The following is a 19316-nucleotide window of genomic DNA, read 5'->3' on the forward strand; positions in this document are numbered from 1 at the left end:
AAGCCAAAACAAACAAGGCTATTGGGGTTGAAAAAATTAAAGCAACAAGGTTTATCTCTATCTTGTCAATGCAATGATGGATTTCCCTAAGTCTTCAAACAGCTTTTTGAAATCTTCGATTTTGTTTTTACTTGTTTCTTCGGCTTGACCAAATTGTTTGGCTTCTTTGAGATCCTCTTCGCTGAGCATAAATACAGGCTTTTGACACCTTTGACTAATAGCAATGAGTGTATTGAAATCAGGAATTTGAGCAAGATCGTAAGGCTCATGATCTGTCACGACTTGTCTAAAAAGATCTTCATCAACTACACAATTTAGGGTTTTTAATTTTGGGATTAGAATCTCATTGACATTGATACGAATTTTATCAATCCAGTTTTCAAAAGCTTTTGTCGGTGCATTATTGCGTAATCTAAAACGCTGTTGGATTGTGCCCAAGAATACAGGATGATTTTTTATTGAAACATTTGTGATGGCTTTAAATTGTTCGATATCGGTGTGCCATTCCTGAATTTTTTTGCTTACTGAATGAATTGCTTGTAAGCAGAAATAGTCAGGACTAGTTGGAACAATAAAAAAATCGCTCCCCATTAGTGCAAGTTGATTTAATCCTCCAATACTTGGGCTTAGATCAAGAAGCATATAATCAACATTTTGCATATGTGCAATTTGAATAAGAGTATCAAAGAAACCTGAGATGACTTTCCCCATGATAGGAATACTTGGTGCGGTTTTGAGGGCAGTAGTGATTTGACTATCAAGATTTGATAGATTAAGACTTCCAGCAAGAAGAAAGAGGTTGTTTTCATTTACCGGATAAACCTTGCCATCTTGTGCAATATCGGAACTTAAAGCTCCCTTTATAACCTTTTCTACAATAGGATCAAGGGTAAGATTACCTCGATTTTGATAAAAGTTTTGCATAAACAGATCGTCTATGGCTTTTTCTGCAAGAACCAATCCGGTGAGATTGCATTGTGGATCGAGATCGACAAGAAGAACCTTTTTCCCCAATAGAGATAGAGCCCAACCAAGATTGTATGCTGTTGTAGTCTTGCTCACCCCTCCTTTGTGGTTGAAAAAACAGATTGTTTTCATATCGATTGCCCTCTATTTTGTTTTTTGTTGAAATTGCTCATTATATCGTAAAACTAAAGATTGCATAGAACTTTTGTGCCAAACCCTATGGGGAAAAATTTGCTCTAAAACCTTGACAATGGGGGGGGGGGGATAAGGATAGAATATTGTTCTTAGAAGCAAAAAATATTTTTTTATCATCTTTTGCGACACAACCTGTCGCAATGTAATGAAATAATGATGCTTACAACTAAGACAAATAAGGAGTAAAAATGGGCAGTAGTATTTGTGCGGATCCAAGATTTAAGCCATTGTGTCCAGAGTGCGATTCTAACCGTGTAGAGGCATATTCAAATCTATTTGGTTTAATGCAAGGCTATCAATGTAAGGCATGCGGTCATGCTTTTAGTGGTTATTTTGATGATAATTTTTCAAGTTGGGAATGGTGTAGTTCTTGTGGAAGAGCAGTATATGTTTCTAGTTGGAATAGTCGTTGTCGAGAAACAAGCGACCATAAACACACTTTAGAAAGAAGAAGGTGGAGAACCAAAGATGAGGTATAGTGGATAAGTAGATAATGTGTGAGAGGAGATGTTGAAATGTTAGAAAAACAAGAATGTTATATTGACTATCTTGAGCAACTCAAAAATACCCTAAATGACACATCAATAAAATTTGATGAGGCAATAGAGCAAAGAGTTAAAGATATTGAACCAATTGTCCCTTTCTTACCTCTCAATCATCGGCTTGGCATTTTCTCATAACTTCACGACAGGTTGTGTCGTAAATAAAAAATTTTCAAAATTTCCAAAAATTTGCTCTAAAACCTTGACAATAGCGGAGATTTATGTTTAAAATTAGCCCAATATTTATTAAATAAATCCTAATACATTTTATATACTGATAAACTGAATATGTTTGCTCTGCTTACAATAAAAATACAATTTGATTTAAGAGCAAAAGAGCAATAAAAATATGAAAAGCGGAGGGACGAAGATGAATGAGTATGATCCACGGGAGCAAGCCGAGCTGTTTGAAAAAGATAGAAAAAAATATCAATGTTTTGAACTTGTTTTGAGGGCTTATATTGAGAAGGAGATTGCACAAAAGCTTAACGCAGAGAGCTTTTCAAAAACTCCCATTATCGAATCACGCACCAAAGAAGTTGAAAGCTTTAGAAAAAAAATTTCACGAGAAGACAAGAGGGGGAAATACAAAAATCCGATTGAAGATGTTACAGATTTGGTGGGTCTTAAAGTGATGCCAATCTCATTGCCTGATGAGGAGATTGTCTATAATCTTTTAAATCAAAAATTTCAAAGCTACAAAATCCAAGAGCATTGCATAGACAAAACACATGAAAAGAAAGAAAATCGTCAGTTTGGATATCTTGGTAGACATTTAGTAATCGAATGCAAGGAAGACTTGATAAAAGAACTAAAACCGATCTATAATGATCAAGGTGTTCAAAAACAGATTCAAGAATATTTAAGGGGGGGGGGGAGTAAATATAGTCTAGAAGATTTTATTGGATTAAAAGCCGAAATCCAAATCAAAACTCTTCTTCAACATGTGTGGGCTGAGATTGAACATGGAGCAAGATATAAGCCTGGAGAAGAGCTTTCAGATGAGAAAAGCAGAACCTTTGACAGATTAGCTGCACTTGTAGAGATCGCTGATGATATGTTTAAGGCTCTTATCCAAGAAAGCAGAGAAAAAGAGCGAAAACTCCACGAAAATATAACCACCAAGCATAATGCACCTAAAGAGAGGGTGCAAAACAAAGAAGGTTTGTCAGAGGTTTTGAATAGTGAAAATATCCACTCTTATCTAACCCACAAAACAATACAGCAACATTTCTCAAATATCAAATCCCAATATTTTCAAATCGATAATGAAAAACCTGATTTTATCGGTTTATCTTTTGTGGAATTGCTCAAGATTGTTGGATTGAAATGTATTGGAGATTTAGATGAGCTTTTGTTTGATGATAAACTACTTCAAGAGATGATTAACTGCATAGAAAACGATCATCAATCCAAAAGGAAAAATCACACGATTTATCCTCAAATTCTCATTCTTCGGATTTTAATCTGTCTAAAGTATCCCAATCAGATTGACAAAATCAAAGACAAACGCTTTGTCGATCCTCGTTTATTGGAAAATATCAAAAATTACACCATACAAAAGGAGTTAACATGAACAGGCAAGAAATTATAAACAATTATGATGAGAATCAAATATTGAGTAAAGAGGAATATGAGCAATATTTTAATGAATGCGAAGAAACGATCAGGAGTATAAAGCTTCACGCTATTAAGGCAATAGAGAAGAGAGATAAGACGATAGCCAATCTTGAAAAGAAACTGAATGAAGAGCAAGGTGTAGTCAATCGACAAATAGAAGGGATAAGATCCAAAACAGACAAGATTGGTTTGATTGAGGAGGTGCTTAAGGAGCTTAAAGATCTTGTTGAAAACAAAAACAATAGTGAGCTAGTTTCGCTTAAAAAAGCACTTGAAGGCAAAAAGATAGAACTAAAAAACGAGCAAGAAGCTCATTCTAAACTGAAAACAGATTGTGAAGAAAAAGAAAAACAATATGACGACAATAAGAGGGAGTGGGAGCAAAAAGAAAAAGCTCTTAATGAGCGGATTGAAGCTTATGAGCAAATTGAAGATGAAAAAAACAACATCGAAGCAGATTTGAAAAATCTAAGAGAAGAAATCCATTATGAACTTTATGAGCAGTATTGCAATCTTCCGAGTGATTTTAGGAATGAATTTACCTATATTGTTCCTATAAATATTTTTGCATTCTTGCAAACAAGTGGAAGAGAACGCATATTGCAAGAACTCCATACTTTTATTCATGGGGCTATAACAAACAATCAACCATGGGTAGAGGATTTGAAGTCTTTTTTTGACTTATTGTTTAAAGCAAGTCAAACATACAATCCATCACTCAAACGTCTTGAAACAAAAGAGGGGGATGACTACAATAGTAAAGAGATGATATCTATAAAGGGTGAATTAATTCAGAGAAGAGTTGCTGATGTCCTTTTTCTAGGATACAAGCAGGACAATATGACAAAAGAATCATTGGTGGAGGTAAAGTAGGGAACTAATGATTTTTTTTAATGCATTAATAAGGAGTTAAAATGTCAGAGCAAATAAAACAAATTGATGAGATTATTCTTCACAAGAATGAGCCGTTGGCAAAGGAACTAGAGTCAAAACCCGATGAGATTGCACAAGTCTTGCTTAATGTTGAGAAAATTGTAGCAAATTCATTGACTTATCCACAAAGCAGATTGACAGATCCAAATTTGGGACATTGGGATATTTATCGTGATAGCGAGGAAAATAAATCAACCATCTCTATTCCTCTATCACGCCCATTGATGGCAAGAAGCCCAAATTTAGATATCAAAAAAGGAGTGGTTGCAATTGATTTTGGAACGAAAAGCACAACCGTGGCAGTTATGGATGAAAGATCTGATAAGCGATTGTTGAGAATTGGTGCTGGAGAGTTTCTGAAAGATGATGCAACAAAAGAGGATTATGAGAACCCAACTTTTATGTATTTTGCGGATATTGATTCCTTTTGGAATGATTATCATTCTGGGAAATCTAGACCCCTTACTAGATGGAGAGATTTGAGCGTTGCCTATGAACCCAAAAGAGAATTTGATAGAAGCAGAGATGGATCTCGTTTTTATCAATATTTTGCAGATTTGAAACAATGGGCAAAAAAGAATACTAAAACACCCACAAACATTGTAGATACAAGAGGTATAAGACCTTTAAAGAATTTCGTAGATTGTGGGGAAAAGAACTTCAATCCAATCGAAGTGTATGCCTATTATATTGGACGATATATCAATAATATGATGGATGGAATTTATCTACACTATGTTCTTTCTTATCCTGCAAAATATCCCAAAAATGTTAGAGAGAAGCTCAAAGAGAGTTTTGAGAGAGGATTGAAAAAGGCCATTCCTTATGCTGTGCTCACTCATCCTGAGAATGGAAAAGACTTTGAGGTGGAGATTTCTGTAAGTGAACCTGCTGCTTATGCAATCAGTGCTTTGAAAGAATATGGTTTTTATTCATCCAAAGCATTTGAAAAAGATAAAGAGCATTATTATGGAGTTTTTGATTTTGGGGGAGGAACAACCGACTTTGACTTTGGAGTGTGGAGAAAGTCAGAAGATCGTCGCTATAGTGTGGAGATTGAACATTTTAAATCTGGAGGAAACAATGAGCTTGGGGGAGAGAATCTGCTTGAATTGTTGGCTTATAGGGTTTTTGAAGATGAAGTCAATCAAAAAGCAATGAAAGAGAAGGGGTGTTCTTTTTCAGAACCTGAAAATTATAAAGTAAAAGTTCCGGGAGGACTAGAAACTTTAATTTCTTCATCCCAACAAGCTCAAAAAAATACAAAAATTCTAATGGAATTTTTGAGGTCTTTTTGGGAAAATGCTCATATTTTTGGAGAAAAAACAAATGGTGCATCTTCAGAATTTGAAACAGGGAGTTTGCAATTGACACTAGTGCCAGAAGAAGGAGTCGATTGTGTTGTAACTCTTAAATTTGATGCACAAGCAATGCTAAAAGTGCTTGAAGAAAAAATCCAAGAAGGTGTAGATCAATTTTTTAGCATATTTGAGATTGCGTCAGAAAAAATGCCTGGGTTAAAGAAACTCCATATTTTTCTTGGGGGAAACTCTTCGAGATCACGTCTAGTAGGCGAGGCTTTTAAGAGAGCAATTGAGGACTATGCCGATCTTGGAGACAAACTCGAGTTTGTTTTGTATCCTCCACTTGGAACTCCAGAATCGGAGAAACTAAGAGAAGAGCTTGGATTAAATAAAGGCACAGAAGATTATAGTCGTCAGGTAACTTGCAAATCTGGTGTGGTTTTTGGATTGCTTGATGGGTTACCATCAGGAAAAATCAAGGTGATCCCAGAAGTGAGTCAGGATGAGGAGGCAAAATTTGAGTTTTATCTAGGTGATGAGGATTTTGGTTGTTTTGAGATAATTTATGATCCTAACGAGGCAGTAGGAAGTGAAAAATATTGCATCAAGGATTATGTAGGTGACTTTATTTTGTATTACACCAAAGATCCAAGAGCAGGTGAAGGAGGACTTGGAATTGGAGAGACAAGAAGGATGCCTATAAGTTTTAATACAGAGCAAGAGGATGGAGGGGTTTATGTTGAGATTCTTGGTCCAAGCAAGATTAGGTTGATAGCTAAGAAGAAAGATGGAGAAATCTTGGAAATCCAAGAGTTTGATCTAGAAGATTAAGGAGGAGTATATGGGACTTTTTGACACAATTTGTAGTATAGGATCAAGTATAGTTAGTGGGGTAAAAAGTGTGTGCTCAGCTATTGGCAGTGCATGTTCAAGCATTGGGGGAGCGATAGCAAGTGGGATTGGGACTTTGGCTCAAAAAATCTTAGAGCTTCCTGTGAAGCCCACAATCGTTGATGCTATTATTGGTTTGGTTAAAGCAGTTGCAGAGCTTTTGATGGATTCTCCAAAAGATGAAAAAGTAGAAGATTTGGGAGCTGCAATGAAGCAGGCTGAGAAAAAACCAGAAGATTTTGATAGTATCAATGACTATATTGACTACTTGCGTGAGGAGATAAAAAAGGGCAATGTCAAGCTTGGACAATCAGAGGGGATTGAATTGTTTTCTGAAAAAATGATGGGTGTGGCATTGCTAAGTGAAGGACTTGGTGAAAAATATGGAATGAAACCAAGTGCAGAGTTTTGGGGAGAGATGGGAAAAAAAGTGCATGATGGGAAGCTTGAGCCCAAAGAGGTAGGATCCATTATCCAAAAAGCCAGTCAGGCTGAAGTGCAACTCGATAATGTTTCCAATTATCTCAAGGGAGAAGAAGTGAAAGACAATAAAAAGAGTGAAGTTTCTTCTGTCATCATTGGTGGATTAAAAGAGAGCAACCCATCTTTGAGTGATTTGGAAATTGATAAGCGTTTCAATGAATTGATTAAGCAGTAGTCCAACAAGGGGGAGGGAGGGGGAAATATGCTAAAAATTATGCTTTAGCAAAAAATAATCAAAACAAAAAGCTAGACAAGGAAGAAAAATGCAAAGAGTGATTAGAATGGCTTTTGTGCTAGTGGATTCAAAACTTCGTCTTTTTAAGATTGAACATCAAATGGAAGAAGTCAAAAAAGAAGGGGAGAGGCTCATTTGCGTTGATGAGAATTTTTGGGAATGGTGGAAGCAGGAGATGGATTATGTCAAAGATGATGTGTTGGATCTTTGCTTTGTTTGGGATAAACAAGATGAGATTTTGCATAATGGTGAATTTTTCTCTGCAGAGTTACAATCTGACTTTTGGAATCAAAGAGAAGTTTTAAATCTACTAAGAGATCTTGGTATTGATGCTAAGGTGGTTGATAGTCGTGGAAAACTGCTTAAAGATTCAAAAAAATCTTCACTGCAACTTTATAGCAATATCGTGTGGAGTGAGTTCATTCAACAGCCTTCAAAACAAAAAGAAGTCATCTGCAAGGACGATGAAGGGAAATCCCCAGCTTGGTGGTATTTTGAAAACAAAAGAAGAGAAAGAGAGCGAAGGAGAGGATAATGGAAGCTTTAGGACAAAAATATCTCAATCACAAAAAACTTTTAATAAAACAAGAAAAACAGATTGATGTTCAAGATATTGTTCTATATCAAGTAGAAAGCATTACTTATGAAGAAGAAGCTCCCAAAAGAGAGGCTTTAGAAAATGTTTTGAGTTCTTTGAGGATTGAGGGAATCAACTTTATTTATCTTATTATAGGAGACGAAAATGGAACAAACTTTTATTATGGTGTTTCAAGAGATCTTAATGCTTCAAAGTCAGAATTGAGTATCAATGAGATAGGGGAGTTTATTTTAAAACCCAGTATCAAAGGGAACTTTAGAGGTTCTCAAGTTCGATTGATTAGAGGGGAGGAAAAACGCAAAATCTTAAATCAACTTAACTTCAAATGTTCTAGCATGATTGAGGGAGTTCCGGGGGTCTTAAAAAAAGAAGATGATTTTCAAGGAAGCGATAGATTAGTTGATGTGATGAGTGGGTCTCATTTTGGTTTTATGATCATTGCTTCTTTGCTTAATGATGAACAATTAGAAAAGATCGAAAGAGGCATTTTCGAGCTTTACAATGCATTCTCTCCTCAAGCCAAGTGTAGCAAGCAAGAAACACAATCTACAAATACAGGTTCAAATACAAGTGTTACAAATACAACTAATACAAGCACAACCAATGGCACCAACACAAGTAAAAGTGAGGGGGGTAATGAAAGCCAAACGCACGGAGAGAGCAGATCACACTCATCTCAAACCACACACTCTCAAGCAAAATCAGAAACTGCAAATAGTGGCGAGTCAACAACACAGGGCAAAAATTTCAATACTTCAGTAAGTACTTCAGAAGGAACTACTGAATCAAGTGGGAGCACTTATAGCAAAGACAAATCTTCAAGCAACAGTACAAGCAATGGAACCAACTCTAGCACCACAACAAGTGCAGGAAAAACTCAAAGTAATTCTAGGACAGAAACTACATCTCAAACAGATTCAACGACAACCAATCAATCCAAGAGTATCGGAAAAAGCAAAACGGAAACAAATGGGAGTAGCAAAAGCAAAACAGAAGGCACAAGTCAGGCTCAAACACAGGGGGAAAGTACGGGGAGCTCTACTTCTGAATCTATGACAAAGGAATTTTCAAACAAAGAAATTCAAGACTGGGTCAAATATATTGATGAAATTTTACTTCCAAGAGTAGATTATGGAAAGGGTAAGGGAATGTTTGTGGGGGGTATGTTTTGCTTCTCAGATTCTGAGGCTGTGCTTAAAAAACTTGAGAATACAGTTATCTCTCTTTTTAGTGGAGATATTGGCAATAAAGTTCCTTTGAGGGCTTTTTTGCTCAAGGATATAAAACAGATTGAAATGATAAAAAATCTTCAACTTCCAAGATTTGATCAAAAAACAAAAAACCAATCTAGCGAGATTCTTTATTCTCAATGCGATGAGTTTTTGGGTAATTGGATGAGCTCCAAAGAACTTAGTTTGATTGCAGGATTGCCCAAAAAGGATGTGGTGGGATTGGAGTTGAGGGAAGAGGTGGAATTTGGTTTGAATTTTCCACAGGTTAGCGAAGATGAGGGACTCACACTTGGCAAACTTATGCAAAGCGGAAATATCACTAGCAGAAATGTCAATCTTGCATACTCCAATCTTGATAAACACATTTTCATCACAGGTGTTACAGGGAGTGGGAAAACTACGACTTGCCAAAATATCCTTATCCAATCCAATCTCCCCTTTTTGGTGATTGAACCTGCAAAAACAGAGTATCGAATCCTCAAAGAAAGATATGAAGATTTACTAATTTTCACGCTTGGCAAAGATACCACAGCCCCATTTAGGCTCAACCCCTTTGAGTTCTTTCCTCATGAAAGTATAACTTCAAGAGTGGATATGATCAAAGCAAGTATAGAATCATCTTTTGATATGGAAGCAGCTATCCCTCAAATTATTGAGAGTGCAATCTATGAGATTTACAAAGATTATGGGTGGAATATCGCAACCAATCAAAACGAGATTTATGGAGAAAATGCCTTTGATGATGGAGTTTATTCTTTTCCCACTTTAGAGGATTTAGTAAAAAAAGTTGAAGTGGTTGTGAAAGAGCAGGGATTTGATGAGCGATTAAAAAATGACTATATTGGCTCAATCAAAGCGAGATTGAATGGCTTACTTGTAGGCTCAAAAGGTTTTATGCTCAATACCAAAAGATCGATTGATTTTAGAAAATTGCTTAATCAACGCGTAGTTTTGGAGATAGAAGAGATTCGCAATGGAAGTGAGAAATCTCTTGTGATGGGATTTGTGCTAAGCAATGTGATAGAAGCAATCAAGGCAAATTTCCTCTCAAGCACTCAAAAGAGTGGAGTAAGACATATTATTCTTATTGAAGAAGCTCATCGATTGCTCAGTAAATTTCAAGCAGGTGATAGCCCCAACAAAAAACAAGGGGTTGAGGTTTTTGCAGATATGCTTGCTGAGATAAGAAAATATGGGGAATGTTTGATGATAGCAGATCAAATCCCCAACAAACTCACTCCTGAAGTGCTAAAAAACACAAATACCAAAATCGTTCATCGACTTTTTGCAGAAGATGACAAACAAGCAATCGCAAATACAATGGCACTTGAAGAAGAACAAAAAGAGTTTTTAAGCAAACTTGATGCAGGTGTGGCGATTGTGTTTTCAGGAGGTTTCAACAAGGCGATTGCCACAAAAATCTCCCAAACTTCCAACACCACCTCAGATCTTGTCATTACCGAAGAGGAGTTGCAAAAAAATGTTTATAAATTCTATGCTGATTGTTATAAAAGTGGCGTGATTGTAGGCTCTTCTTGGCTAGAGAGCGTGGGGGTGGAAGAGATTGCTATCTTGCTTGATTTGCAGAGAAGAGGTGGGCTAATGAGAGAGATAAAAAAACACTGGGAAGCAAAGCAAAAAATCGCCCCCAAACTCTTAAAAAGTCTTCAAAGATTTGCTGATAAGTTAAGTGTAGATTTTCTTGCAAAGTATTTTATCGTGGAGAATGCGATCAGTGAGACGAAGCTAGAATATGCAAAAGAATTTTTGGCAAAATATCTTAGTAATAGTTTGTGCGAATCTGATGTGAGATATTTTAATGATGAGCTATTTTAGATAATGAGAAAAAAGCAAAAAATTGGAGTTGTCCTTGCTGGGGGTGGAGCTAAGGGGGCGTATGAAGTGGGTTTTATTAGGGCTTTGAGTGAGTTTGGGATAGAGCCTGATGTGATTGCTGGGACAAGCATCGGGGCACTCAATGGGTGTTTGTATGCATCTTTGAAAAGCACTCAAGATACTTACAAGATACTAAAAAAAGTTTGGAATCGGCTCAAAAAAGAAAGTCCTCTAAAAATTGATAAGCTTGATAGTGCATTGCACCTAACAGATTTGCTACTTCTTGTCAAAAATGGTGGCTCACTCTCTTCTACTGCCCTATCTCCAAAAAATAAGGGGATTTTTCAGACAAATCCTGTTTTGGAAATATTGCAAAAAAACACATCAATACAAGGGATAAAAAAGGGCTTACCCTTTTATATTTCAATGAGTGAAGCAAATGACACACTAGAAGATGTTTTGCACCTAATGGATTTAAATAGATTTTTGAATCTCACAAAAGTCAAAACTCATTATCTAAAAGTTCAAGAAATAAAAGATGAAAATATTTATAAGTGTATTTTGGCCTCAGCGGCTCTTCCTTTTTTGTTTGACGCTCAAGAGATTGATGGAAAAATGTATCGAGATGGCTGTCTTGGTGTAAATTACGATTCTTCAGCAAACGCTCCTGTTTTGCCACTCATTCAGCAGGAAAAATGCAATCTTATTTTTGTATGTCATTTAGATGATAAGGTTTCATTTGTAGAGCAGTATGGTGAGTTTGAAAATACAAAAATTATAGAAGTAACCCCACGAAAAGATACTTTTACAAGTGCATTGGATCCACTAAGATTCAATCAAGAGAAGATTGATTTTTGGATGAAAAGAGGATATCAAGATAGCAAAAAAGTTTTAAAAGCTTTCAGAGAGGGCAAAACTATTGAAAAACTAGGTGTAAATAAAACACAAGAGGTCAAAGAAACCATAGTAAAAACAGCGATACAAGGGTTAGTCGCCCTAATACAAAAAAACAATACTAAGGAGTAAAAATGAATCAAAATAAACAACAGGCACTTCAAAAAATGAAACTCTTCACAACCTCTCTGCTCTTTGTAGCAGGTGGGTTTCTCTATCTTTCTTTTGTGCTAGATTGTCATTGGCTTAGGGCTGTGAGTGAAGCGGCACTTGTAGGAGGGATTGCAGATTGGTTTGCAGTGGTGGCACTTTTTAGACACCCTCTAGGGCTTCCTATCCCTCACACTGCTATTATCCCCAAGAGCAAAGATGAGATAGCCAAAAACTTGGGACAATTTATCAAGCTTGAGTTTTTCAGCAAAGAGAATTTACGCAAATCCACTTTCCTAGAAAAACTCAGTCTCAAAAAAATCATCGAGAGCTTTATCGAGGGCAAAAGCACCTCATTTTCTCTCCACGCCCTCACCCAAGCCCTAGAGAGCAAAATCCCCACTTTATGTGAGAAAATCAAAGATGAGGAGAAAAATCTAAGATTTTTAGAGCAAGTCAATTTCTCCAAGCTCATCGGAGAGGGGTTGCACTCTATCCAAAATAGTGCTTCTTATGATGAGATTGTCAAAGAGCTTGTAGAGATTATTGATGAGAAGTTTCAAGGACTAAAGAGCAAGCTAAGGGAAGAGTTGGTGGGAGATTCTTGGATAAACAAAGGTATAAGCTTTCTCACAAGTTATGATGATAAAGTCATCAATGGGATTGAAGAGTATATTGACAAGCTCAAAAACCCTAGTGCAAAAGAACTCAATCAACTCAAACTTGCTTTGCAAGACTATATCCACAAGCTTCTCCACGATGAAAGCACTATCAACTCTGTTAATGCCAAGATCAAAGGAGCACTGAGTTCCGAGACGAGTGCCAAAATTCTTACAGCAGTTTTAGAGCATATTCAAGAGAATAAAATCATCTCTACTACAATTGCTGACATGCTCAAACGCTCACTCCAAAACTTCTGCAATGATACTCGCAAACTCGTTGCCACAGAGCGATGGATAAAAAATAAGATTGTCAATATTGTAGGAGATTATAGTGATGAGATTGCAAGATTTATTGAAAACACAATCAAGTCTTGGGATAGCCAAGAGATTAGCCAAAAGCTAGAGCTTGAAGTGGGAAAAGACTTGCAATTTATTCGAATCAATGGAATGCTAGTGGGTGGAATCATCGGTGGGGTGATTTATGGGATTGAGAGATTTTTTGCTCTAATCTCTTAAGAGCGACACAACCTGTCATCTCCTTTGGGTTTAATATCAAAAATCCAAAAAGAAGGAGAAGATATGTTTCCAAGAAGAGTAAGATATGAGTGTCCCAAGTGTGGTAGAAGAGAGAGCCACACAGAGGGGTGTTTGAAATTTCCAAGATGTTGCAAAAAATGTAAACTTGAGCTAGAAGTCAAAGATGTCAGTTTTAATCCCACTCCATCTCCCAAAGAGGTGGTGGATATGGTTTTAAATATTTTCAAGTAGATTAAAACCTCACTTTGGGTATTTCATTGCGATAAAATGTCAATCAAAATACTCAAAGGAAAAATTATGCAAAATCTCCTCATTCTCTTCAACCCCTACTATCAAAAAGATGTGATTGATTCTCACATTGCCATTCTCAAAGACAGAGGGGCAGTAGGATTTGGCAAAATCAAATCCAAGCTCACCTCTCTCTCAACCCCAAAAGAGCTAGATTGGGACTCTCTCTCAAGTGTTTCTTCTACCTCTCCACTTCAGCTATTTCTCACAGATTATTCCTCTCTTTTTGTAGCCAAAGTTGTGAGCGTGAGTGCAGAGATTGATCCCACTCTTGCTCCAAGCTATTATCAAGAAAAGAGCCTAGAAGTGGAAGCTTGGTTTGTGATAGCTGATATGATTGAGCTAGTGCATAAGGATTTTGAGAAAATTAGAGATCTATTCCTTGCAAATTTCACAACCCCAGATTATGGCAATCACACTTATGCAATTTATGGCAATTCTTATCAATATCCCCTTAAAGTGGAGATGAAAAATGAGATAAACTATTTTACTTCCAACGAGCTTTTTTATCCCAATATTTATAAATCTGATGAGTTTCTCTCTATCAAAAACAATTTGATTTCTTATGTTTTTGGAGATTTGGGGTATCGACTTCATCCTGAGAGCTTGGAAAATTTAGTCTTTGCTGAAATGGAGTTTGAGAAAAATAAAGAAGATAAACTTTATGATTTTACTGGAGTTGCAATGCGGTATGGAAAAGCACTTGAAATGGAGGCGTATTGGTTCTTTAGTTTCTTCCTATCTTTATTGATGCGCAAAGAAGAAAGGGTGTCCAATGTGATTTTTTTGGCATATGGTCAAAAAACTAAAGTTTCGGATTTTAAAAAAGTTTATCCAGGTTTGGGGGCTTATAAGGTTTTGTTAGCTAATTCGATTATTGCAAAGACAATTAGGGATAATCAGCTTAAATGGGCTTCAAAAAATATAGTTGATAATATCACGATAATTCAAAGAGTTAGAAATCGTGCGGCACATCAAGGAAAAATATCCTTGAATGAAATAGAAAAAATGAGAAATGCAATTTTGGGTATTGGTGAAAATCAGGTTATTTTTGATTTTCTTAGAAAACGTTTAGAGATCAATAAAATAAATATGGGGAATAATTAGGTATTTTCTCAATAAACGCCTAGCACTTGAGGGAAGAGATAAACAATAGAAAAATCCCTTGCAACCCTTCACTATAAAACCTATGTTTTAAAAACGACACAACCTGTCGCAACTCTTGGATTAAATATCAAAAATCAAAACAAAAGGAGTAAAAATGGCATCACTTTGGACATTGATTACAGAAGGTTATGCTGAGTATGAAATGAAGAAAAGCATAGAATCTGTTAAAAAAACCTATATAGATTTTATGCTCTCTATGCACAAAAGAGGTTTTTTGAAAGATTGTGAGAATTGGGAGATACAACAAGCATATGAGTATGCGACAGATATTGACAATTCTTATGCAAAAAGAGCTTTTTATACAGAGCTTGAAAGTAGGGGATTGCAATAAGACAATGCCTTTGCTTGAGGAGGTTGTGTAGGGTGAAGAACTCCCTCACAACACCCACACCAAAAACACCACCCCCAAAACAATCCGATAGATTCCAAACACCCCATACCCAATAGAAGAGATAAACCTCAAAAAGACTTTGATGACTACAAGTGAGACTACAAACGCTACAAATGCCCCCACTAAAAGAGCTTGAATATTTGCAAGATCTAACACTTGATAGTTTTTATACACATCATAAAGTGTGGCAGAAAACATTGTGGGGATTGCAAGCAAAAAGCTAAATTCAGCCGCACATTTCCTTGAAAGCCCTAGCATTAGCCCCCCAACAATCGTCGAGCCACTTCTAGAAGTGCCAGGAATCATTGCCAAAGACTGAAAAAGCCCAATCAAAAAGGCTTGTTTATACCCCACTTGCTCCACACTCTCAATCCTATGAGAGCTTTCTTTATAAAACCTCTCAATCAGCAAAAACACCACCCCTCCCACAATCAGCATATACGCCACTACATTGGGAGAGAAAAGCCCCTTTATCATCTTATAGAGCGTTAGCCCCAAAATCCCTGTGGGGATAAATCCCACAATAAGCTTCACCCATATATCAAGGGAGCAAGTGAGCTTTTTGTAAAACATACACACCACAGCCAAAATCGAGCCAAGCTGGATAGCCACCTCAAAAGTCTTGAGAAAGTCAGTTTGCTCTAGCCTCATAATCTTAGAGCCCAAAATCATATGCCCCGTGGAGGAGATAGGCAAAAACTCAGTAATCCCCTCAATGATTCCCAAAATAATCGCTTCAATGATTCCCATAATTTTCCTTGCAAGATAAATGGGGTGGATTCTACCAAAACCTTGATTTTTTCTCCTATTTTTACTCATCGCCCTTGAGATTCTTAAGTAGAATAATGCAAACTTTTCTCAAATCTAAGGAAGCCAAAATGTTTAGAAAAATCTTGATTGCCAATCGTGGGGAAATTGCGGTAAGAATCATTCGTGCGTGTAAGGATTTGGGGATTGAGAGTATTGCGATTTACTCTCAAGCAGATAGCAAGTCTTTGCATGTAAAAATGGCAGATTATGCCTACAAGCTCAGTGATGATCCAATCGGTGGGTATTTGGATATTGATTTGATTATCAAGATTGCCAAAGAGAGTGGAGCAGAGGCGATCCACCCAGGGTATGGATTCCTCTCAGAGAATGCCAACTTTGCACGCAAAGTGCAAGAGAGTGGGATTGTGTGGATTGGTCCAAATGATAAAGTTATTGCCAATATGGGGGATAAAAATGTCGCAAGAGCCTTGATGAAGCAAAATGGTATCCCCATCGTCCCTGGAACTGATCCACTCAATGATAAAACACTTCAAGAGATAGCTGAGATTGCCAAAGTTATGGGCTATCCTGTGATTTTCAAAGCAAGTGCAGGTGGGGGAGGAAAGGGCATTAGGGTGGTGGAGAGAGAAGAGGATTTGAGTGAGAGCTTTGAGGCGTGCAAAAGAGAGGCAAAAGCGTTTTTTGGGAATGATGATGTGTTTATGGAAAAATGTATTACAAACCCACGCCATATTGAGTTTCAAATCCTAGCTGATAGCTATGGCAATGTCATTCATCTAGGGGAGAGGGATTGCTCTATCCAAAGACGCCACCAAAAGCTTATCGAAATCGCTCCATCTCCAAGCATTGATGAGGGATTGCGTAAGAAAATGGGAGCAGTAGCAATCGCAGCAGCAAAGGCAGTGGATTATGTCAATGCAGGAACGGTGGAGTTTTTGCTTGATGAGTATAATCAGTTTTATTTTATGGAGATGAATACCCGCATTCAAGTTGAGCACGGCATTACTGAAGAGATCACAGGGCTTGATCTTGTCGTGCGACAAATCCGAATCGCAGGGGGAGAAATCCTAGAGCTAGAGCAAAAAGACATTGTCTTTCAAGGCTATGCCATTGAGGCTAGAATCAACGCTGAAGACACAAGCTCTGACTTTGCTCCAAATCCGGGCAAAATCACCACTTATTATCCCGCTCTTGGTCCTTCTGTACGAGTGGATAGCTGTATTTACAAAGATTATGAAATCCCATCTTTTTATGACTCAATGGTAGCCAAACTCATTGTCAGAGCTACAAGCTATGATCTAGCAGTGAGGAAGCTCTCAAGAGCGTTGAGTGAATTTACAATTAGAGGAGTGAAAACCACCATTCCATTTTTGCAAAAGATTTGTGATGATTCAATATTTAAAAAAGGCTTTTTTGATACCTCTTATATCCCCACAAACCTCCCTCATCTTATCCCTCAAGAGCAAAAAGATGAAGTCGATGAGGTGGCAATCATCTCAGCAATCTTAGCCCTAAAATCAGCAGAAGGAAAATAATGCAAAATATTTACAAAGAAACAGGAGTGCTAGATAAACGAGCCATAGAGCGATATTTTTTGAGTGAGGAGATTTTGTGCGAAAACGCCTCAATCGCCCTCAAAGAGCTATTAAGCAAAATCACTCACAAAAAAAGTCTAGTTTATATTATCTGTGGTGGGGGAAATAACGGAGCTGATGGATTAGCCCTAGCTAGAAAAATAAGCTCTGATTATCTTCTCAAAGTCTATATGGCAGATGAGCCAAAAACCCCACTAGCCAAACAAGAATATCTTAGGTGCAAAAGTGCAGGCGTGGAGTTTGTCAGAAAGATTTATAAATGCGATGTTTTGATTGATTGTCTTTTTGGCAGTGGGTTTAGAGGGGAGATAAGCCCACAGACTAGAGAGCTCATTGAAGCAATGAATCAAAGTGGAAGAAAAAAAATTGCGTGTGATATGCCTAGTGGAGTGGGGAGATTCTTTAAAGGCGTGGCTTTTAGGGCAGACTACACCCTATGTATGGGGGCTTTGAAGCTTGATTTATTTAGTGAGTGGGCAAAGGACTATGTGGGAGAAATCCTCACAGCTCCCCTAGGAATCTCAAAAGAAAACTATGAAATCCCCTCAAATATCAAGCTCTTAGAAGCCAAAGACCTCTCACTCCCTTATCGAAGCAAACAAGACACACACAAAGGAGAGTATGGAACTCTCAATATCCTAACCACTGAAAATGAGGGAAGCAAAGGAGGAGCAAGTGTGCTTTCAGCCCTTAGCTCCATTGCTTTTGGTGTGGGGAAAGTGAGTATAGTAGGGGGGAGAGAGGTTTTGCCTTATGAAGTGATGAGAAGTGAAGAGATTGGCTCTAGTGTGGTGCTCTTTGGTATGGGTGCAGGGGTTGTGGGAGAGAGAGAGTTTAGCAAACTCCACTCCAAAACTTGTGTGTTAGATGCTGATGTATTTTACTCTCAAGCCCTCAAAGACTTTTTAGCCCAAAACTCAGAGCTAGTCCTTACCCCTCATATCAAAGAATTTGCCTCACTTCTTAGAATCTGTGGCATTGCAGATTTGAGCGTGGAGGAAGTCAAGGCTAAAAGAGATGAGCTATTGCTTGAGTTTTGCTCTCTTTATCCTGAAGTGGTGGTAGTGCTAAAGGGGGCTAATACCCTCATAGCCAAAGGAAGCAAACTCTATATTTGCACACTTGGGAGCAATAACCTTGCAAAAGGGGGAAGTGGAGATATTCTAGCAGGAATGATAGGCTCACTTCTAGCTCAAGGAGAGGATAGGCTAAAAGCAAGTACCAATGCCATTCTAGCTCACGCCCTAGCTTCTCAAAAAATCAAAACTTCCTATGGGCTTAATCCTATGGATTTAATCGAGGCAGTGAAATATCTATGAGAGATGAAATTTTCAAAGACAAGTTAGAGAAGCAATTTGAGTTTGATGAAAGCGTGGTGAGTGTCTTTGATGATATGATTGATCGCTCAGTTCCCTTTTATAGGGAGCAAATCTCTCTTATCGCTCACTTTGCCTCTCTCTCTTTAAGCAATGGGGGGAGGGTGTATGATTTGGGGAGTTCGACAGGAAATGTGCTTTTTGAGCTTTACAAATCAATTCCCTCTCACACCGAGCTAATCGGACTTGATTCTTCTCTTGCAATGATTGAGAGAGCAAGGCTAAAGGCTAGGGCTTATGAGGCGTGCAATATCAAGTTTTTACACCAAGATTTTTTGGAATATGAGTTTTTGCCAAGTGAAGTGATGATTGCAAGTTGGACGATGCAGTTTGTGCGTCCTTTGATGAGGGAGAGGATGATAAGCAAGATTTATCAAAGTTTGAGAGAGAATGGAATCTTTTTGATGAGTGAGAAAATGGTAAGCTCAGATAAGGTGCTAGATCGCTTGATGATTGAGAGATATCATCAATACAAAGCCACTCAAGGCTACTCTCAAATTGAGATTAACCAAAAGCGAGAAGCACTAGAGAATGTGCTAGTTCCCTACACTCAAGAAGAAAATTTCTCAATGCTCAAAAACGCAGGATTTAAAAGTGTGGAAATTCTTTTCAAATGGGTGAATTTCGCCCTACTGATTGCAAGGAAATAA

General features: G+C 37.5%; 18 protein-coding genes. 16 read left to right on the top strand and 2 right to left on the bottom strand.

The features are described from left to right. Positions 1-57: 57 nt before the first annotated feature. On the bottom strand, positions 58-1098 hold the full coding sequence (locus CQA58_RS01955; RefSeq protein ID WP_115569039.1) for a ParA family protein: 1041 nt from the start codon (positions 1096-1098) through the stop codon (positions 58-60). Positions 1099-1349: 251 nt separating this feature from the next. Here CQA58_RS01955 and CQA58_RS08190 point away from each other — a divergent pair, with 251 nt between their 5' ends. From CQA58_RS08190 to CQA58_RS02010, 13 genes are all read left to right on the top strand, one after another. Then, a complete protein-coding gene (locus tag CQA58_RS08190) occupies positions 1350-1640 on the top strand; it encodes a hypothetical protein (protein WP_170126715.1) in 291 nt (96 codons plus the stop codon). Between the two features lie 36 nt (positions 1641-1676). Then, a complete protein-coding gene (locus tag CQA58_RS08195; protein WP_170126716.1) occupies positions 1677-1841 on the top strand; it encodes a hypothetical protein in 165 nt (54 codons plus the stop codon). A gap of 232 nt (positions 1842-2073) precedes the next feature. Next, entirely contained in the window at positions 2074-3279 is a 1206-nt protein-coding gene (locus tag CQA58_RS01960; RefSeq protein ID WP_170126717.1) for a GTP pyrophosphokinase, read from the top strand. Further along, positions 3276-4196: a coiled-coil domain-containing protein gene (locus CQA58_RS01965; protein WP_115569041.1), complete on the top strand. Its 921-nt coding sequence runs from the start codon at positions 3276-3278 to the stop codon at positions 4194-4196. The genes CQA58_RS01960 and CQA58_RS01965 overlap by 4 nt, the downstream gene beginning before the upstream one ends. A 41-nt stretch (positions 4197-4237) precedes the next feature. Then, on the top strand, positions 4238-6391 hold the full coding sequence (locus tag CQA58_RS01970) for an acetate and sugar kinases/Hsc70/actin family protein (RefSeq protein WP_115569042.1): 2154 nt from the start codon (positions 4238-4240) through the stop codon (positions 6389-6391). Positions 6392-6401: 10 nt separating this feature from the next. Further along, positions 6402-7109: a hypothetical protein gene (locus CQA58_RS01975; RefSeq protein WP_115569043.1), complete on the top strand. Its 708-nt coding sequence runs from the start codon at positions 6402-6404 to the stop codon at positions 7107-7109. Between the two features lie 88 nt (positions 7110-7197). After that, a complete protein-coding gene (locus CQA58_RS01980) occupies positions 7198-7704 on the top strand; it encodes a hypothetical protein (protein ID WP_115569044.1) in 507 nt (168 codons plus the stop codon). Next, the gene (locus tag CQA58_RS01985) at positions 7704-10835 is read left to right on the top strand and encodes an ATP-binding protein (RefSeq protein ID WP_115569045.1); all 3132 of its coding nucleotides are present in this window, start codon (positions 7704-7706) and stop codon (positions 10833-10835) included. The genes CQA58_RS01980 and CQA58_RS01985 overlap by 1 nt, the downstream gene beginning before the upstream one ends. Before the next feature lie 3 nt (positions 10836-10838). Continuing rightward, positions 10839-11861: a patatin-like phospholipase family protein gene (locus tag CQA58_RS01990; protein WP_115569046.1), complete on the top strand. Its 1023-nt coding sequence runs from the start codon at positions 10839-10841 to the stop codon at positions 11859-11861. A 2-nt stretch (positions 11862-11863) separates the two neighbouring features. Continuing rightward, on the top strand, positions 11864-13057 hold the full coding sequence (locus CQA58_RS01995) for a DUF445 domain-containing protein (RefSeq protein WP_115569047.1): 1194 nt from the start codon (positions 11864-11866) through the stop codon (positions 13055-13057). A 63-nt stretch (positions 13058-13120) separates the two neighbouring features. Then, on the top strand, positions 13121-13309 hold the full coding sequence (locus tag CQA58_RS02000) for a hypothetical protein (RefSeq protein ID WP_115569048.1): 189 nt from the start codon (positions 13121-13123) through the stop codon (positions 13307-13309). Between the two features lie 66 nt (positions 13310-13375). Further along, on the top strand, positions 13376-14473 hold the full coding sequence (locus tag CQA58_RS02005) for an HP0729 family protein (protein ID WP_115569049.1): 1098 nt from the start codon (positions 13376-13378) through the stop codon (positions 14471-14473). Positions 14474-14627: 154 nt separating this feature from the next. Then, entirely contained in the window at positions 14628-14864 is a 237-nt protein-coding gene (locus CQA58_RS02010; RefSeq protein ID WP_115569050.1) for a hypothetical protein, read from the top strand. Positions 14865-14909: 45 nt separating this feature from the next. Here CQA58_RS02010 and CQA58_RS02015 read toward each other — a convergent pair whose 3' ends face one another. After that, on the bottom strand, positions 14910-15674 hold the full coding sequence (locus CQA58_RS02015; RefSeq protein ID WP_115569051.1) for an undecaprenyl-diphosphate phosphatase: 765 nt from the start codon (positions 15672-15674) through the stop codon (positions 14910-14912). Between the two features lie 128 nt (positions 15675-15802). On the opposite strand from CQA58_RS02015, the gene CQA58_RS02020 reads away from it, so the two are divergent. The 3 genes from CQA58_RS02020 to cmoA are packed head-to-tail and all read left to right on the top strand — an operon-like array spanning position 15803 to position 19316. After that, entirely contained in the window at positions 15803-17230 is a 1428-nt protein-coding gene (locus tag CQA58_RS02020; RefSeq protein WP_115569052.1) for an acetyl-CoA carboxylase subunit A, read from the top strand. Then, positions 17230-18609 carry an NAD(P)H-hydrate dehydratase gene (locus CQA58_RS02025; protein ID WP_115569053.1) on the top strand — a complete coding sequence of 460 codons (1380 nt, stop codon included), beginning with the start codon at positions 17230-17232 and terminating at the stop codon, positions 18607-18609. Before CQA58_RS02020 ends, CQA58_RS02025 begins: the two co-directional genes overlap by 1 nt. Next, on the top strand, positions 18606-19316 hold the full coding sequence (gene cmoA, locus CQA58_RS02030) for a carboxy-S-adenosyl-L-methionine synthase CmoA (RefSeq protein WP_115569054.1): 711 nt from the start codon (positions 18606-18608) through the stop codon (positions 19314-19316). The genes CQA58_RS02025 and cmoA overlap by 4 nt, the downstream gene beginning before the upstream one ends.

This window comes from Helicobacter brantae (assembly GCF_003364205.1).
GTDB lineage: Bacteria > Campylobacterota > Campylobacteria > Campylobacterales > Helicobacteraceae > Helicobacter_G > Helicobacter_G brantae.

Bases quoted from the DNA above. Each gene is read 5' to 3' on its own strand.
- CQA58_RS01965 (WP_115569041.1), top strand. From the start codon at position 3,276: ATGAACAGGCAAGAAATTATAAACAATTATGATGAGAATCAAATATTG.
- CQA58_RS08195 (WP_170126716.1), top strand. From the start codon at position 1,677: ATGTTAGAAAAACAAGAATGTTATATTGACTATCTTGAGCAACTCAAA.
- CQA58_RS01985 (WP_115569045.1), top strand. From the start codon at position 7,704: ATGGAAGCTTTAGGACAAAAATATCTCAATCACAAAAAACTTTTAATA.
- CQA58_RS02020 (WP_115569052.1), top strand. From the start codon at position 15,803: ATGTTTAGAAAAATCTTGATTGCCAATCGTGGGGAAATTGCGGTAAGA.
- CQA58_RS01960 (WP_170126717.1), top strand. From the start codon at position 2,074: ATGAATGAGTATGATCCACGGGAGCAAGCCGAGCTGTTTGAAAAAGAT.
- CQA58_RS02010 (WP_115569050.1), top strand. From the start codon at position 14,628: ATGGCATCACTTTGGACATTGATTACAGAAGGTTATGCTGAGTATGAA.
- CQA58_RS01990 (WP_115569046.1), top strand. From the start codon at position 10,839: ATGAGAAAAAAGCAAAAAATTGGAGTTGTCCTTGCTGGGGGTGGAGCT.
- CQA58_RS01980 (WP_115569044.1), top strand. From the start codon at position 7,198: ATGCAAAGAGTGATTAGAATGGCTTTTGTGCTAGTGGATTCAAAACTT.
- CQA58_RS02025 (WP_115569053.1), top strand. From the start codon at position 17,230: ATGCAAAATATTTACAAAGAAACAGGAGTGCTAGATAAACGAGCCATA.
- CQA58_RS01975 (WP_115569043.1), top strand. From the start codon at position 6,402: ATGGGACTTTTTGACACAATTTGTAGTATAGGATCAAGTATAGTTAGT.
- CQA58_RS08190 (WP_170126715.1), top strand. From the start codon at position 1,350: ATGGGCAGTAGTATTTGTGCGGATCCAAGATTTAAGCCATTGTGTCCA.
- CQA58_RS02000 (WP_115569048.1), top strand. From the start codon at position 13,121: ATGTTTCCAAGAAGAGTAAGATATGAGTGTCCCAAGTGTGGTAGAAGA.
- CQA58_RS01955 (WP_115569039.1), bottom strand. From the start codon at position 1,098: ATGAAAACAATCTGTTTTTTCAACCACAAAGGAGGGGTGAGCAAGACT.
- CQA58_RS02015 (WP_115569051.1), bottom strand. From the start codon at position 15,674: ATGGGAATCATTGAAGCGATTATTTTGGGAATCATTGAGGGGATTACT.
- CQA58_RS02005 (WP_115569049.1), top strand. From the start codon at position 13,376: ATGCAAAATCTCCTCATTCTCTTCAACCCCTACTATCAAAAAGATGTG.
- cmoA (WP_115569054.1), top strand. From the start codon at position 18,606: ATGAGAGATGAAATTTTCAAAGACAAGTTAGAGAAGCAATTTGAGTTT.
- CQA58_RS01995 (WP_115569047.1), top strand. From the start codon at position 11,864: ATGAATCAAAATAAACAACAGGCACTTCAAAAAATGAAACTCTTCACA.
- CQA58_RS01970 (WP_115569042.1), top strand. From the start codon at position 4,238: ATGTCAGAGCAAATAAAACAAATTGATGAGATTATTCTTCACAAGAAT.